The 15514-nt window shown below is 77.6% G+C and carries 8 protein-coding genes; 4 read left to right on the forward strand and 4 right to left on the reverse strand.

Annotated elements, in window-relative coordinates:
- Positions 1-111: 111 nt before the first annotated feature.
- A complete protein-coding gene (locus Sru01_RS04755; protein WP_203982605.1) occupies positions 112-2220 on the reverse strand; it encodes an expansin EXLX1 family cellulose-binding protein in 2109 nt (702 codons plus the stop codon).
- 338 nt (positions 2221-2558) lie between these two features.
- On the opposite strand from Sru01_RS04755, the gene glnA2 reads away from it, so the two are divergent.
- From glnA2 to Sru01_RS04770, 3 genes are all read left to right on the forward strand, one after another.
- Complete coding sequence (gene glnA2, locus Sru01_RS04760; RefSeq protein ID WP_203982606.1) at positions 2559-3920, forward strand: gamma-glutamylpolyamine synthetase GlnA2; 1362 nt, start codon at positions 2559-2561, stop codon at positions 3918-3920.
- Between the two features lie 119 nt (positions 3921-4039).
- The gene (locus tag Sru01_RS04765) at positions 4040-4600 is read left to right on the forward strand and encodes a GNAT family N-acetyltransferase (protein ID WP_203982607.1); all 561 of its coding nucleotides are present in this window, start codon (positions 4040-4042) and stop codon (positions 4598-4600) included.
- A gap of 119 nt (positions 4601-4719) precedes the next feature.
- Positions 4720-7620: an ATP-binding protein gene (locus Sru01_RS04770; RefSeq protein ID WP_203982608.1), complete on the forward strand. Its 2901-nt coding sequence runs from the start codon at positions 4720-4722 to the stop codon at positions 7618-7620.
- A gap of 202 nt (positions 7621-7822) precedes the next feature.
- Here Sru01_RS04770 and Sru01_RS04775 read toward each other — a convergent pair whose 3' ends face one another.
- Positions 7823-9634: an SGNH/GDSL hydrolase family protein gene (locus Sru01_RS04775; protein ID WP_203982609.1), complete on the reverse strand. Its 1812-nt coding sequence runs from the start codon at positions 9632-9634 to the stop codon at positions 7823-7825.
- A 472-nt stretch (positions 9635-10106) separates the two neighbouring features.
- On the opposite strand from Sru01_RS04775, the gene Sru01_RS04780 reads away from it, so the two are divergent.
- Positions 10107-10841 carry a hotdog fold domain-containing protein gene (locus Sru01_RS04780; RefSeq protein ID WP_203982610.1) on the forward strand — a complete coding sequence of 245 codons (735 nt, stop codon included), beginning with the start codon at positions 10107-10109 and terminating at the stop codon, positions 10839-10841.
- 227 nt (positions 10842-11068) lie between these two features.
- On the opposite strand, the gene Sru01_RS04785 is transcribed toward Sru01_RS04780, so the two are convergent.
- A complete protein-coding gene (locus Sru01_RS04785) occupies positions 11069-12880 on the reverse strand; it encodes a TRAFAC clade GTPase domain-containing protein (protein ID WP_203982611.1) in 1812 nt (603 codons plus the stop codon).
- Positions 12880-15501, reverse strand: coding sequence for a GAP1-N2 domain-containing protein (locus tag Sru01_RS04790; RefSeq protein ID WP_203982612.1), 2622 nt, complete (start codon positions 15499-15501; stop codon positions 12880-12882). Before Sru01_RS04790 ends, Sru01_RS04785 begins: the two co-directional genes overlap by 1 nt.
- Positions 15502-15514 lie beyond the last annotated feature (13 nt).

The following is a 15514-nucleotide window of genomic DNA, read 5'->3' on the forward strand; positions in this document are numbered from 1 at the left end:
CGGACGCCGGCGCCAGTCATTTAGTTCAGCCCGAAACGACGCCCGGCGCGGCGGGGACGGCGCCGCCCGGTGTGGCGAGGCGCGAGGGAACGGGGGCCGGCGGAAGCCGGGTCAGCAGAAGAAGGGCGGGCTGGACGGCAGGGCGATGAACGGGCGGGGCCCGCCGGGCGGCGGTTCCGCCGTGCCGGTGACCGCGCTGCCGGCCACCCCGTCGATCGCCCCGGGCCGGTCGCCGTCCCCGGCGCCGCCACCGGACCGATCCGTTCCACCGCCCGGCACCTCACCTGTGCCGGACCCGCCCGGCCCATCCGTACCGCCCAGGCCGGATCCGCGGCCTGTACCGGACGAGCGGTCGCCGCCGGATGCCGTGCCTCCGTGCGCCCCGGCGGCGCCGGTGCCCGCCGGACGGCCCGCGCCCGGCCCGGCATCCGGTCCCGGCCGGCCGGATCCTGGACCGCCCATGCCCGGTCCGGCCTCAGGTGCCGCCCCCGGACCGGTGCCCGGCCCTGCGCCGGGCCGGGGTGCGCGGCCCGGCCCGGGCCGGCCATCCGCCGCCGGTCCGCCGCTCGGGGCGCCGGAGGACCCGCCGCCCCGGCCCGGGGCGGCGGGCCGCCGGTCGGCGTGGTCGGTGCGCTCGCCCGTCCGGCCCGCCGGCCCGGACGGCGCCGGCCCTGGCCCGGCGGCGCCCTCTTCCCCCGGCCGGGTGGCGCCGGGCCGGCGGGTGCCCGCGTTCGGGCCGCCGGGCGCGCGGCCGCGGGACCAGAACGGGTTCCGGCCGGGCCCCCCGGGCCGGCCGCCATGGTGGCCGGGGGCCTGCACCGGGCGGGCGGCCCGGCCCGGCCCCGCCGCGGCCGGCGGGACGTGGATCCCGGACCGGTCGGGTCCGGGACCGGTGCCGGCCGGGCGCGGCGGACGGGGACCGGTGCGTGCGGGGGGTGGCGTCCGCCCGGACGGGCCATTCCCGGTTCCGGAGGGCCGCCCGGCGCCCGGCCCCGGACGACGGGGCGTGTCCTTGTCCGCGGCGGCCGGGCCGGTGACCCGGCGGCCTCGCCCACCGGCCCCGGCGCCGCCGGCCCACGACGCGCGGCCCGGCCCGCCGGCCGGGCGGCGGGTGGCCGGCGCGCCGCCGGCCGGGGCGTCGGGCCGGGCCGCTGGCGGGAGCCACTCCGGCGGCGGGCCGGGCGCCGCGCCGCCGGACCACGGCCGCCGGACCGGCACCCGTCCCCAGCCGGCCGGCGGTGCCGGTGCGGCCGGATACAGCCGCCGGCCGGTGCGCTGCACGATCTCCACGGCCAGCAGGATGCCGCTCGCGGTGACCCGCTGCCCGTACACGTCGGTGACCCGCAGCGTGAAAGGCCCGGCGCCGCCGCCGTGCCCGGCCACCCAATGGTCGCCGGCGCGGGCCAGCGGCTCCCAGCGCGCTCCGCGCCGCAACTCCACCCGGGCGAGCGCGTTGCCGTGGTCGATCGCCTGGACCGACAGCCACCGCGCCGAGGACCCCCGCGCGACCCGCACGGCCAGCGGGCGGGGGAGCGCGGGGTTGCGCACCGGGTGGTAGCGCACCGGCACCACGGCGACGCCGGGGACGGCGATCCGCGCGAACGCCGGACCGCTCAGGTCGATGACCCCCGGGGCGCACGCCGGGCACTCGCCGACGACCTGGACCCGGACCGTGCCGCCCGGCCCGGTGACGTCGAGGTAGGCGCCGCAGGCCGCCGCCCCGGCGAACTCGCGCGGGGAGACCGTGGCGGTCGGTGCGTCGCCGGGCGGGCCGCCGGCGGAGCAGCGCTCGCGCGACGCGCCGAAGTGGCCGCCGCCGGAGCCGAGGGCCCCGGCGACCCCGCCGGCCGCGCAGGCGGCGTCCCGCCCGGCCTGGGCACCCAGCGTCACCAGGGCCAGCGCCGCCGCCAGGCCGCCCGCCCACCCGGCGCGGGCCAGCGCCGCCCGCCGGACCCCGCGCGGCACCGGCCAGGCCCGCCCGCGCGGCGGCCCGACCCGCCGGACGGCCCGCCGCCACGCGTTCGGCGCGGCGGCGTCCCGACCCGGCGGGCCGGCCGGGACCGCCGGAGCCGCATGGACCGCGGCCGGGCCGGCCAGGGACGTCGGCGGCGCCGGGGTCGTGCGGGCCGCCCGGGCCGCCGGCGGGGCCGGGAGCCCGGCCGGGGCGGCCGGTGGGGGCGGGGACCCGGGGACCACCGGGCGGTGCCGATCGCCGTTCATGGCTTACCTCCGCAGGGCGTGCCCTTGACGAACGCGGAACGCGACCATGGTGTCACAGCGGGCGACGACAGGGCGGGACACATGACCGAATCGTGGCCGTCGGGCGCGCCGTCGCCAGGCCGCCGTTCATCGCCCTGCCCGCCGGGCGATCCGCCGCCGGGAGCGGCGGGTCCGGGGTCGTCGCCCGGCGCGTCGACGGCCCGGCGGGCACCCGCGTAACGTGTGCGAAACACCAAGCGGGCAGACTGGTAGATGACCAGACATGTCTTCCGCCGACTCAGAGAATGGCTCAGCGCGACGACGATGGTGTCCGTCACCGTCCGGCAGAAGGGGATGCCTTGGACCGCCAGCAGGAGTTCGTGCTCCGCACGCTCGAAGAGCGCGACATCCGGTTCATCCGGCTCTGGTTCACCGACGTGCTCGGGTTCCTGAAATCGGTGGCGATCGCCCCGGCCGAGCTCGAAGGCGCCTTCGCCGAGGGCATCGGGTTCGACGGCTCCTCCATCGAAGGGTTCGCCCGGGTCCACGAGTCGGACATGCTGGCCAAGCCGGACCCGTCGACCTTCCAGATCCTGCCCTGGCGCAGCGAGACCCCGGGCGCGGCGCGGATGTTCTGCGACATCCTCATGCCGGACGGTTCCCCGTCCCACGCCGACCCGCGCTGGGTGCTGAAGCGGACGCTGGCCAAGGCCGCCGACATGGGCTTCACCTTCTACACCCACCCCGAGATCGAGTTCTACCTGCTCAAGGAGCGTCCCGAGGCCGGCAGCCGGCCGGTGCCGAACGACTCCGGCGGCTACTTCGACCACACCCCGCACAGCTCGGGCCACGACTTCCGGCGTAACGCGATCATGATGCTGGAGGCGATGGGCATCTCGGTGGAGTTCAGCCACCACGAGGGCGGCCCCGGCCAGCAGGAGATCGACCTGCGCTACGCCGACGCCCTCACCACCGCCGACAACATCATGACCTTCCGCCTGGTCATGAAGGAGGTCGCGCTGGAGCAGGGCATCTGGGCGTCGTTCATGCCCAAGCCCTTCACCGACTACCCCGGCTCGGGCATGCACACCCACATGTCGCTGTTCGAGGGGGACCGCAACGCCTTCTACGAGCCGGGAGCCGAGTACCAGCTGTCCAAGATCGGCCGCTCGTTCATCGGCGGGCTGCTCCGGCACGCCGCCGAGATCAGCGCGGTGACCAACCAGTGGGTCAACTCCTACAAGCGCCTGTGGGGCGGCAGCGAGGCGATCGCCGGGCTGGGCGGCGAGGCGCCGAGCTACATCAGCTGGGGGCACAACAACCGGTCGGCGCTGGTCCGGGTGCCCATGTACAAGCCGCACAAGGGCAACTCCACCCGGGTGGAGTTCCGCTCGCTGGACTCGGCGGCCAACCCCTACCTCGCCTACGCGGTGATCCTGGCCGCCGGCCTCAAGGGCATCGAAGGCGGCTACGAGATGCCGCCCGGCGCCGAGGACGACGTGTGGGCCCTCACCAGCGCCGAGCGGCGCGCGCTCGGCATCGAGCCGCTGCCGCAGAGCCTCGACGAGGCGATCAGCATCATGGAGCGCAGCGAGCTGGTCGCCGAGACCCTGGGCGAGCACGTCTTCGACTACTTCCTGCGCAACAAGCGCGCCGAGTGGCACGAGTACCGCCGCCAGGTCACCGAGTTCGAGCTCGGCCGCTACCTGCCGGTGCTCTGACCCCGCCGGTCTCTCCGGCCGGCGGCGCACCGCCGGCCGGAGATGCCCGATCCGCGGCTCCAGGTGTCCCTCCGGTAATCGGGTGGCGGAGCCGGGGCGGCGGGGGCGAACATCGCGGGATGGACGCTTTCCTGCGCACCGAACGGCTGGTGCTACGACCGGTCACCGCGGCCGACGCCGGCGGGCTGCTCGCCCTGCACGGCGACCCCGAGGTCATGCGGTTCATCAACGGCGGCCGGCCGGCGAGCCGCGAGGAGATCGAGACGGTGACCCTGCCCCGGCTGTGCCGCGAGTACGCCTGCATCGGCACCCGCGGTTTCTGGGCCGCCGACGAACGCTCCACCGGGGCCTTCCTGGGCTGGTTCGAGTTCCGGCCGGTGGACGAGCACGATCCGGCCGTGGTCGAGCTCGGCTACCGGCTGGGCCGGGCCGCCTGGGGCCGGGGGCTGGCCACCGAGGGCGCGCGCGCCCTGATCGACAAGGGGTTCACCGCCCTCGGCGTCACCCTGGTCACCGCCAACACGATGGCGGTGAACGTCCGGTCGAGGCGGGTGATGGAGAAGGCGGGTCTGTCGTTCGTACGGTCTTTCACCGAGGATTGGCCGGAGGCGATCGACGGATCCGAGCACGGCGAGGTGGAGTACCAGCTCACCCGGGCCGACTGGCGGCGCCGCCGCTAGCGGCCCCGCCCGGCCGGTGACCGTCCGTGGACATCGGCCGGGATCTGTATGAGCATCGTCTCGCACCGTTGATCGTCCGGCGGATCCCGCGGTGACCGCCGGACCGACCGGAGGACGCGATGATCGATGGCGGGCCGGCCGGGGCCGGCCGGGTCCCGGTGGCGGGGCCGGAGCCGGTCGGGCGGGCCGGCGAGCTGGCGCGGATCGAGGCGGCCGTCGCCGGCGCGGCGGCGGGCGGCCGCGGCCTGGTCCTGATCGACGGCGAGCCGGGAGTGGGCAAGACCCGGCTGCTCGGATATCTCGTCGAGCGGGCACGCGCCGCCGGGCACGCCGTGCTGGCCGGGGGCGCCACCGAGTTCGAGCGCCTGGTCCCGTTCGGGATGTACGTGGACGCCTTCACCCGGCTGTCGGACGAGTACGGCCCGTCCGGCGGCGCGGCGGCGGGCACCGGGCCCGGCGGGCTGGCGGAGGCGGCGCTGGACACCCTGCTGTCGGCGGGCCGGGCCGGCCAGGCGGGCGACACCGAGCGCGGGCGGCTGGACCGTTACCACACCTACCGCGGCATCCGGGCGCTGCTCGCCCACCTGGCGGCCGGCCGGGGCGCGGTGCTCGTGCTCGACGACCTGCACTGGGCGGACGACCCGTCGCTCGAGCTGACCGAGTTCCTGCTGCGCCGGCCGCCGGCCGCCGGCTTCCTGATGGCGATCGCCTGCCGCTCGGCCATGATCCCGCCGGTGGTGGCCGACGCCGCCCGGGCGGACGCGCACGTCGTCCGGCTCGGCCTGGCGCCGCTGGACGAGGACGCGGCCGACCTGCTGATGCCGCCGGAGACCGGCCCGGCCCGCCGCCGGCTGATGTACCGGGCCAGCGGCGGGAACCCGCTGTTCCTGCGGGCGCTGCGGGACGCCGACGACCCCACGCTGGCCGAGCTGGCCGAGGGCCGCCCCGGTGCCGCGCCCGCCCTGGAGCGGACGCTGCTGGCGGTGCTGCGCCGCGAGCTGGACCGCCTCACCCCGGCCGGCCGGCGGGCCGCGCACGCGGCGGCGGTCGCGGGCGAGCTGGCCTCACCCGTGGTGATCTCGCAGGTCGCCGAGCTGGAGCCCGCCGCGGCCGCCGCGGCGGTGGACGAGCTGTGCCGGTACGGCCTCGGCGCGCTGGCCGGCACCCGGTTCGCCTTCCGCCATCCGCTGCTGCGCGCCGCCGCCTACGACACGTGCGGGGCCGGCTGGCGCGTCGCGGCGCACGCCCGTATCGCCGGCCACCTGCGCCGCAACGGCGGATCGCTGGCCCTGCTCGCCCACCACACCGAGCGGTACGCCGAGCCGGGGGACGAGCGGGCCGCCCGGACGCTGGGCGAGGCCGGCGTCGCGTCCCTGGACTCGGCGCCGGCCACCGCGGTGCGCCTGCTCCGCGAGGCCCTGCGGGTGCTGCCCGACCGGGACGACCTGATGCCCTACCGCGCGCACCTGCTCACCGGCCTGTCCCGCGGCACCGGCGTGATGGGTTCGCTGACCGAGAGCCGGCGCATCCTGCACCAGGTCATCGACCTGCCGCTCGACGTGTCCTCGGCCGCGGTCGCCTTCTCCTCGGTGATCTCCCGGCTGCTCGGCCGGCTGGACGAGGCCCGGGCGCTGCTCAGCGCGCAGGCCGGCCGGGCCGGGCTGGACCTCAAGGTGCGCAGCCAGCTGCTGGTGGAGCTCGCCGCAGTGGCGACGCTGCGCGCCGACCCGGCCGAGGTGCGCCGGTACGCGCTGGAGGCCGCCGAGGTGACCGCGCGCACCGGCGACGCGGCGCTCGGCTGCGCGGCGCAGGCGCTGCTGGCGCTGGCCTGCCTGCAGGACGGTGACGTGGCCGCGGCGCGCGCGCACGCCACGCGCGCCGGCTGGCTGATGGACGGCGCGCCGGACGCCGCGCTGGTCCGGCACGTCGAGCTGGTCGCGCCGCTCGCCTGGAGCGAGACCTGCCTGGGCCGGGTGGCCGAGGCCGCGCGCCACCTGCAGCGGGGCATCGACCTGGCGACGATGTCCGGCCGCAGCTACGCGATGCCCTACCTGCTGATCGGCCAGGCGCGGTGCCTGGCCCGCGCCGGCCGGCTGGCCGAGGCCATCGAGGCCGCCGAGCACGCCGTGGCGGCGTCGGAGTACATCAAGAGCAGCGAGACCCTCGCGATGGCCCGCGGCGTCATGCTGCTGCCCGTGCTGTGGCGGCACGGCGCGCGGCCGGCCGTGGCGCTGGCCGGCCAGGTCGCCGCGTCCGGCCCCGGCTCGGCCTGGTGGCGGGCGATGGCGAACGTGTCGGTGGCCCGGGTACGGCTCGCCGCGGGCGGCGCCGGGCCGGGGGAGGTGCCGCCGCTGCCGGACCCGCTGTCCCGGGATACCGAGGTCGAGCGGCTCGCGGTGGAGTCGATCCGGGCCGGCGCCGGCGGCGACACCGGGACGGCGCTCGGCCGGGCCGCGGCGGCGGTGGCCGCGGCAGCCGGCGGCACCGCCTACGATCTGGGCACCGCCCACGACGCCCGCGCCCGCGCGCTGTGCGGGAGCGACGACCTGGCCGGGGCCGCGGCGGCCGCCCGGACCGCCGCCGGGCACTTCGCCGAGTGCGGCGCCGTCGTCGAGCGCGGCCTGGCCCACCAGCTGCTGGCCACCGTGCACGACCGGACGGGCGACCTTCCGGCGTGCCGCGACGCGATCGCCCAGGCCAAGGCCGCCTACCGCGAGTCGGGCGCCGACTGGCTGGCCGGCCGGCTGGTCCGGGCGGAGCGGCGGCTGGCCGCGCGCGGGCCCCGGCAGCCGGCGGGCACGGCCGCCGGCTCGCCGGCGCTGACCGCCCGGGAACGCGAGGTGGCCGCCCTGGTCGGCCAGGGGCTGACCAACCGCGAGGTGGCCGAGCGCCTGCGGCTCAGCCGCAAGACGGTGGAGACCCACGTGGCCAGCATCTTTAGCAAGTTGGACGTCCGCTCCCGGGTGGCGCTCGCCCGGCGGCTGGCCGGCCAGGGCGACATCCCGGTCCCGGGCGGTTGACGGCACGCCGGCCGGGTGCCCCCCTCGGGCACCCGGCCGGCGCGGATCGGTGGGCGGCCGGCCGGCCCATGACCGCGTCCTGCAGCGCCACCCGGGCGATCTGCCGACCGCCGGGAGACGAACGCGGGGCGGGGCCGGACCGGAGCCGCGCCGGAGGGCGTCCGCCACCGCGGCTCCGGCCCGGTACCGCCCGGTGGCGCGGTCAGTCGCCGGAGTCGCCGGAGTCGCCGCCGGCCAGCCAGTCGTCCATCATCTGCTGGAGCTCGGTGGGGTCGACCTTCTCCTTCTTGGCGCACGGATCGGACGGCACGATCCTGGTGAGTCCCACATAGACCACGTTGATGGGCTGCTGCAGGCCGCCGCCGCTGACCGTCGACGTCGTGACCGTGATGCTCTTCATCAGCGGATCCGCCGCCTTGATCTCGCACGGATCCCCGGTCGAGGTGTTCGTCACCCCGGTGGACGGGACCCCCGAGGGGGCGCTGCTGTAGGTGGCGCTGATCCAGGTGGACGTGCCGCCGCTGCCCGGGGTGCCCCCGCCCGGGCCGCTGACGACGGTGGCGCCCGGGATGGGCCGCAGCGGGATGGGATCGGTCATCACGTCGGTGGGGAACAGCAGGTCGCCCTCCTCGGAGATGAAGTGGCAGATGCTGTCGTCGGGCGTGCCGTCACAGGCCTGCTCGGGATGCGCGTTGATCCACGCCGCGTACTGGTCGGCGGCGGTGGGATCGTCGGCGGCGGCCATCGGAGCCGCGTTGATCACCGAGAAGTCGGGTCCCTTCGGGTACAGGTTGGGGAACTCGCGGGCCATCCAGTACGCCAGGGCCTTGCCGATGGCGAAGTCGCCCGGCTCGTTGGGGTGGAAGCTCTCCTGCAGCGCCAGGAACAGCTTGCCCTGGGCGGCGATGGCGCCGCGGAACTTCAGCGCGTTGAAGTAGGAGTCGGGCTGGCCGAGTTCGTGGCCGGCGACCACGCTGGTGCCGCCCGGCCCGTCGGAGTTGGGGTCGAACACGTGCACCTTCACTCCCGGGAAACGGGCCCGGTAGCGCGACACCGCGTCCCGGATCGCCTGGTTCGCCCCGGCGGCGAACGGATACAGCGCGTCCAGGGCCGCCCCGGTGAAGCCGCCGATGTCCTTGTTCCCGGACGGCTTGACGGCCAGCGGGTAGAGCGCCACGACCAGTTCGGCCTTGTCGCCGGCCGCCTCCTTCGCCTTGACCAGGCCCTGCTCGACGTTCGCCGAGACCTGCCCCATCTGCTGCAGGTGCCGCTCCACCTCGGCCTTCACCGCGACCAGCTGCATCCCCCACCCGTGCACCGGGTTCCCCTTGGCCACGCCCTTGGCGTACGCCTTGAGCGCGGTGGCCAGCAGCGGGCCGAAGCCGGCGTCGTTGCCGCCGAGCCCGAAGTACGCGATGTCCACGTCGCCGGTGGGCACCCCGGCGAGCTGGGCGGGATTGCGCACCTCGTGCACGTTCGGGTGCTTCTCGTCCTCGTACTGCGGGTCGGTGAGGTGCTTGGTCTCCGCGCCCGAGGAGGCATTGAAGATCAGCCGGTCCGGGCCCCAGGTGCTCTTCATCTGCTGGGGCTGGATGGTGTAGCTCAGCGCCGGGTAGCGGTTCGCCTCCAGGGCGACCCAGGCCACGTGCAGCGGCGCGTAGCCGGACCGGTGCCGGGTGTCCTCGCTGCCGTCGGCGTTGGGGACGTAGGTGCTGCCGCTGCTCGCGCCCTCGCCGCTGGTGTAGCTGTCACCGAACCCCACCACCGTCGTCGGGGTGGTCGGGGGTGGCGTGGGCGTCGGGGTGGGGTCGGGCGGCAGCGTCGGCGGCACCGGGAACCCGGTCGGCGGGACCGGCACCAGCGTGGGCTTGATGGGCGGGGTGGTCGGCCGGGGGACCGGGGTGCCGGCGCTCGCGGGCAGGACGCCGAGGACCGTGACGAGTAGGGAGGCCAGCAGGCCGATCAGGGCCGGGCGCCAGGGCGCAGGCCGGCGTAACCGGCGCGGAGGTCGCATGGGGGCATGCCTTCCTGTCGGGGAGGGACGAGCCGGAAGGCCCGACGCAGGCATCATCCGCCGCCGGGCCGCCGCTAGCATCGGGTGTCACCCGCCCCGCCACCCCGAGATCCGCCCGCCCCGCCCCGCCCCGCCGCCCGGTGCTGCGGGCCGCTCCGCCGGGTCGTCGGGGAGTCCGGTATCGGCCGTCCGCCGGTCCGGTACCTGGAGCCGCTCTGCCGGGTCGTCGGGGAGTCCGGTATCGGCCGTCCGCCGGTCGATGGCGTGGATCACTCCGCCCGGCCGTTGGGCAAGCGGTCATCGCGCCCGCCGCCGGCCCTCGCGGGCCGGGCACCGTCTCGCCGGTCCGTCCGGAAGCCCGGCGGCACCGGCATCGTGGGGTCCGCCGGTGTACATCGGCGGATCTGTGGTATCTAGTGCTTTTCCACTTTTCGGCTCCCCGGACCGGGGAGCAGGATGGAGGTCTTTCAGCATGGGAACGTCCGCCGGCTGCCTGCAGACCGCGCTCACCGTACCGGCCCGGTTCCGTGGCCCGGAGGGCACGGCCAACGGCGGCTGGGTGGCCGGCACGCTCGCGGCCACCCTGCCCGGCACGCTCGACCGGGACCACCCGGTGGAGGTGACGCTGCACCGCCCGGTGCCGCTGGACACCGAGCTCGCGGTGGGGCACGTGGCCAACTCCGGCACGCTCTCGCTCGACGGCCAGGTGCTGGCCGAGGCCATCCCGGTGGCCGAGGACCTCACCCCGCCGCCGTTCGTGCCGTTCCCGGACGCGGCGCGGGCCGAGGCCGGCTTCGCGGGGCTCACCGGCCATCACCCGGTACCCGGCTGCTTCGTCTGCGGGCTGCGCGGCCCGGGCGACGGCCTGCGGATCTTCCCCGGCCCGGTGCCCGGCACCGGCCTGATCGCCGCGGGATGGCGCGTCCCGATGACCATCACCGAGCCGGACGGCACCGTGCCGGACGCGCTCGTCTGGGCGGCGCTGGACTGCCCGTCCGGGTGGGCGAACGTGGACGCGGGCGGTCCAGGGCTGCTCGGCCGGATGACCGCCCGGCTGTTCCGCCGGGTCTACCCGGGCGGCACCTACTCCGTCGTGGCCCGGGCGACCGGTCGCGAGCGGCGCAAGCTCTTCGGCACCAGCGCGGTGTACGAGGTGGACGGCACGCTGGTCGCCGCGGCCAAGGCCACCTGGATCATCCCGGCCTGAGCCCGATCACCACGGGGTCCGCTCCCCACGCGGGCGACTCACGACGGGGCGGCTCATGACGGTGGCGGCTCACGACGGAGTCCGGTCGCCACGGGGTCCGATCATGACGAGGTCCGGTCATGACGAGGTCCGGTCATCACTGGAGCTGGTCACCGCGGGGTCCGGGACACCACGGGTCCGATCGTGACGGGCCCAGGGATCACAGGTCCGGTCACCGCGGGGTCCGGTCACCAGGGCAGGCCGCGCAGCAGCAGGGCCGCGCGGACGCCGAGCAGCGCCAGCGCGGCCACTCCGATCACGGTGGAGGCGGCGAACACCGCCCACCGGAACAGCCGGTAGCTCACCGGTGCCAGCGTCGCCGGCCGGCGGCGGGGCGCCCACGGGCCGCGCAGGTCGGTGGTGGTCAGCCCGCTCTCGCCGTCCTCGCCCTGCCGGTCGTCCTGCCGGTCGTCCTGCCGGCCGTCGCGGTCAACGCCGGCCTCCGGCAGGGCCGGCGCGGCGCCGGTGCCCGGCGCGGCCGGCTCGGGCACCGGCAGGCCGGTGAGCCAGGCGAGCAGCCGGCCGATGGCCGGGTCGTCGGGCGGCAGCCCGGAGGCCAGGTAGCGTACCTCGGCCGCCGTCTTGGCCAGGTCGCGGGCCATGTTGCCCAGCCCCACGCCGTCGAACCAGCCCGGCAGCTCGCCGGCCCCGCTGCCCACGCTGGTCCGCAGCAGCAGATCGGCCTTGGTGACCACCACGGCCACCCGCTGCTGCCGGCCGCCGTCGGAGCGGGCGGCCAGCTCGTTGCGGACCCGCTGGAAGGTGTCGGCCGGGTCCTCCGGCGAGAACACCACCCCGGCGGCCGCCAGGTCGTCCCGCTCGGCCGGGGTGAGGGCCCGCCGCACCAGCGGCAGCGCGAAGGGGTCCACCACGATGAGCATCGCCTCGCCGTGCGCCAGGTAGCTCATCTCCTCGACCCGCGAGGCGCCGGTGTAGCTCTCCCCGGCCGGGTCGAACAGGTAGATGATGCGGTCACCGTCCCGGGCGCCCGGCATGGTGACGTCGATCATCGTGGCGGACGGCGCCGGGGTCGTGGTCTTGGCCACCCGGCCGTGCCGCAGCTCCCGGCGCAGCCGGGCGAAGGCGATCTCGTCCCCCTCCACGACGAACCCGGCCCGCCCGCGCGCCGCTCGCACCACGCCGTGCAGCGCGTTGATGGCCAGCACCATGAACGTCGTCTTGCCCGCGTCCGGGCCGCCGACAAAGGGCAGCGGCTCGATCCGGGCGCGGCCGATCCGGTGCGGCAGCACCCGGCCGCACTCCGGGCAGTAGGCGCGCAGCCGGAAGCGGCCGAGCACGATCGCGGTGGGCAGCCGGGTGCCGCACCGGCACACGTGCCGGAACGCCCCGTCGAGGTTCGGGGCCAGATGGCGGTGCCGCAGGTCACAGGTGGGGCAGGCGTACTCCGGCAGCGCGATGCGCGCGTAGCACTGCGGGTGCGGGCAGGTCTGCAGGATGCGCCGCACCAGCATGACGGCCTCCTCCACGCCGCGCAGCAACCCGGCGCAGGCCAGCCAGGCCAGCATCCCGGTCGCGGTGACCAGCGCCCAGGCCAGCGTGAACGCGGCGGCGACCAGCCCGACCGGGACGACGGCCAGCGCCATCCCGGTGACGACGGCCAGCCACAGCGGCAGCAGGAACAGCCCCTGCAGGTTGCCCATCAGCCACCGCGTCACCCTGGCCAGGATCGACCGGGCGGCGGCCAGCGCGGACGGCACCGCGAGCCGGACCGTCCGCCACCAGTCCAGCGGGGCCTGCGCGAACGCGTAGTGGCGGTACACCGGGTCGCGGCCCGGCCCGGCGGCGGCGGGCACGGTGGGGGAGGCGCCGGCCGCGCCGGCCGGCAGCAGCACCCGGGCGGCCCGGGTGAACCAGTGCACGGCCCCGGCCAGGGTGGCGGCGACCAGCGTGGCCGCGCACAGCACCGGGAACCCGTAGCGGAACCCGAAGTACATGCAGCCGCCCCACACCACCAGGCCGACCACGAAGACGAACGGCATCAGCGGGCCTCCGGGTGCACGGCACCCTCGCCCCGGGCCAGCTCGCGGGCGGCGGCGGCCAGCCGCTCGTCCCGGCGCGCCCAGGCCGGCGGCCGGCCGAACGGCCCGGACAGCCGGGACCTGGCCCAGCCGGCCAGCTCGGCCGGCAGCGGGACGCCCGCCAGGTGCAGCAGCAGCGCCACCTCCAGCAGCGCGCCGGCCTCCTCGCGGGTGCCCGCGGCGGCCAGCCAGTCGCCGGCCAGCCGGGCACGGCCGGCATCGGGCAGCGCGCCGGCCACGTCGGCCCGCCGGGCCGGTGCCTCGCCGGCCAGGGTGCGGGCGGCGAGCGTGGCGGCCTCCCGCGACACCTCCTCGTCGGCCTCGCGCTCCAGCGCGTACAGCCGGGCCAGCAGCTCCGCCGCCTCGGCGGCGCTCGCCGCCGCCGGCAGGGCGGCCGCCAGCAGGACCGCCTCGGCGTCCCGGGCCGGGTAGCCCGGCACCAGGGCGGCGACCCGCTTCGCCAGCCGCACGCAGCCGGGGTCGGCGACGCCGGCCGCGCGGAACGCGCGGGCCGGCAGGTCGCGCAGCCGGGGGGAGACGTCCAGTGCCGCGCCCAGCAGCTCGACCAGCTCGGCGCACTCCGCCGGCGCCGGCGGCTCTCGCCACACCTCCTCCAGCGCCGCGTCCAGCGTCTCGCCCGGCTCCCGGCCACCGGCCGCGCCGGGTGCGTCCCCGGCGGGATCAGGTATCCCGTCCGGCCCTGGGGCGCCGGACGTCGTGCCGGGGGAGTCCCCGGCCGGGTCTGGTGTCGCGCCCGGTCCTGGGACGCCCGTGACGTCGGCGCCCATTACCTCATCCTGGTCAGCGCGGACGTCGCGGTTCGCGCGCTCCCGCCGGCCGGTGGGCTCGCCGGGTGACTTCCCGGTGGTGTCCGGTGCCGGGCCCGGGCCGGGGACGCCCGCGAGCTCGCCGGGTGTGCCCCCGGTGGTGTCCGGTGTCCGGCCCGGCCACAAAGGCCGGTTCCCGGCGGTGATCCCGGGCCCGGCCGCCGGGCCCTTCGTGGCGGTGGCGGCGGCCAGGTCCAGCAGGCGGGCGGTGGCGGCGGGGCGGCCGAGCAGGCCGTGCCGCACCTGGGCCAGGACCAGCGACAGCGCGGTGCGCGGCGCCGCCGACAGGTCCGCGCCGGCCAGCCGGCGCACCGCGGCCGCCGGCAGGCCGTCGCGGACGTGGTCGGGCGCCTCCTCCAGGCCGGGCACCGCCCCGGCCAGCACCGCCGCGCGTGCCTCGTCGGGCACGGTGTCCAGCAGCCGGCCGAGGTCGCCGCGGCCGGCCCGGACCAGCGCCCGGGTCGCCGACGCCAGCAGCCCGGCGTCCACCGGGGCGTGCACCGCCCGGGCGGTGCGCAGCACCGCGGCCAGCTCGCCGAGGTCGCCGGCGGCGGCCAGCGCCCGATCGGCCTCGGCGCCGAGCCGGGCGCGGACCTCGGCCGACCGGGCCGGCGCGGGCGCGGGCAGGCCGGTGTCGCGCAGGGCCAGCACCGCGCACCGGGCGGCGTAGGCATCGTCGGCGCCCGGCGGCGCCACCGCGCGGGCGGCGGACGCCAGCTCGTACCCCATCCGGCCGGCCGCGGCGGCCAGGTCGTCCCACACCTCGCCGGGCAGGTCGGCGCGCAGCGCCCGCGCGACGGCCGCCTCCTCCGCGGCGGTCACGCTCGGGTCGCCCCGGCAGAAGGCCAGCAGCGCCGCCCAGGTGTCCGGGCCGGGGGCGGCACGGCCGCCGTCCGGGGCGGGCAGCGCGGCCAGCTCGCCGAGCGCGTCCAGGCCGGCCAGGTCCAGCTGGCGCCAGCAGTCGGCCGTGGTGCGGGCGAACCGGCCGGGCGGCGGGCCGGGCGGGTGCGGCTCGGCGAGCCGCACCACCTCGTCGTCGGTGCCGGCCGGCAGCCAGCAGTCCGGGGTGGTGCCCACCAGCGGCTGCGCCGCCGCCGCCGGATCTCCGCTGTAGGTGGCGAACGCCAGCCGCGCCGCCGCCGGCCAGGGCAGCGAGAACGAGACCACCGCCAGCCACCGGACGATCTCCTCGACCTCCGCCGACACCAGCACCACCCGCCCGTGCCCGCGGGCCAGCACGCCGCCGACCGCGTCCAGCAGCAGCGCCAGCCGCCGGTAGGCCGGCTCGCCGCCGGCCGCCAGCCAGCCGGCCAGCGACTCGGGGTCGGTGCCGTCGCCGGGCGGCAGGTCGTCCAGCTCGGCCAGCTCGGTGCCCGGCGGCGCCGGCTCGGCCGCCCACAGCGGGGAGCGCCACATCTCCACCGGCCGCAGGCCGGTCAGCTCGTCCGCCTCGGCGACCACCGCGTGGCCGAGGAAGTTGCCGTACCGGCCCGAATAGTCGCGACCCAGGTACACGCACCGGGTGAGCAGGCACCACCGGCCGTCCAGCACCTCGTAGGCCAGCGCCACCGGGAAGTCCGCGAGCTGCTCGCCGGTCGGCGCCAGCGGCGCGCCGGGCGGCGGCCGGTAGGCCAGCCGGGCGGCGACCTGCCCGGCCAGGCCGGGCGGCAGGCCGGGGGAGGCGGCGACCACCTGGAACCCGGCCCGCCCGTCCGGCCCGCCGGCCGCCGAGGTGTAGTGCAGCTGCCAGGCCACTACGCCATCCTCC

The organism is Sphaerisporangium rufum (assembly GCF_016863395.1).
GTDB classification, from domain to species: domain Bacteria; phylum Actinomycetota; class Actinomycetes; order Streptosporangiales; family Streptosporangiaceae; genus Sphaerisporangium; species Sphaerisporangium rufum.

Bases quoted from the DNA above. Each gene is read 5' to 3' on its own strand.
- Sru01_RS04755 (WP_203982605.1), bottom strand. From the start codon at position 2,220: ATGAACGGCGATCGGCACCGCCCGGTGGTCCCCGGGTCCCCGCCCCCA.
- Sru01_RS04765 (WP_203982607.1), top strand. From the start codon at position 4,040: ATGGACGCTTTCCTGCGCACCGAACGGCTGGTGCTACGACCGGTCACC.
- Sru01_RS04770 (WP_203982608.1), top strand. From the start codon at position 4,720: ATGATCGATGGCGGGCCGGCCGGGGCCGGCCGGGTCCCGGTGGCGGGG.
- Sru01_RS04775 (WP_203982609.1), bottom strand. From the start codon at position 9,634: ATGCGACCTCCGCGCCGGTTACGCCGGCCTGCGCCCTGGCGCCCGGCC.
- Sru01_RS04780 (WP_203982610.1), top strand. From the start codon at position 10,107: ATGGGAACGTCCGCCGGCTGCCTGCAGACCGCGCTCACCGTACCGGCC.
- Sru01_RS04785 (WP_203982611.1), bottom strand. From the start codon at position 12,880: ATGCCGTTCGTCTTCGTGGTCGGCCTGGTGGTGTGGGGCGGCTGCATG.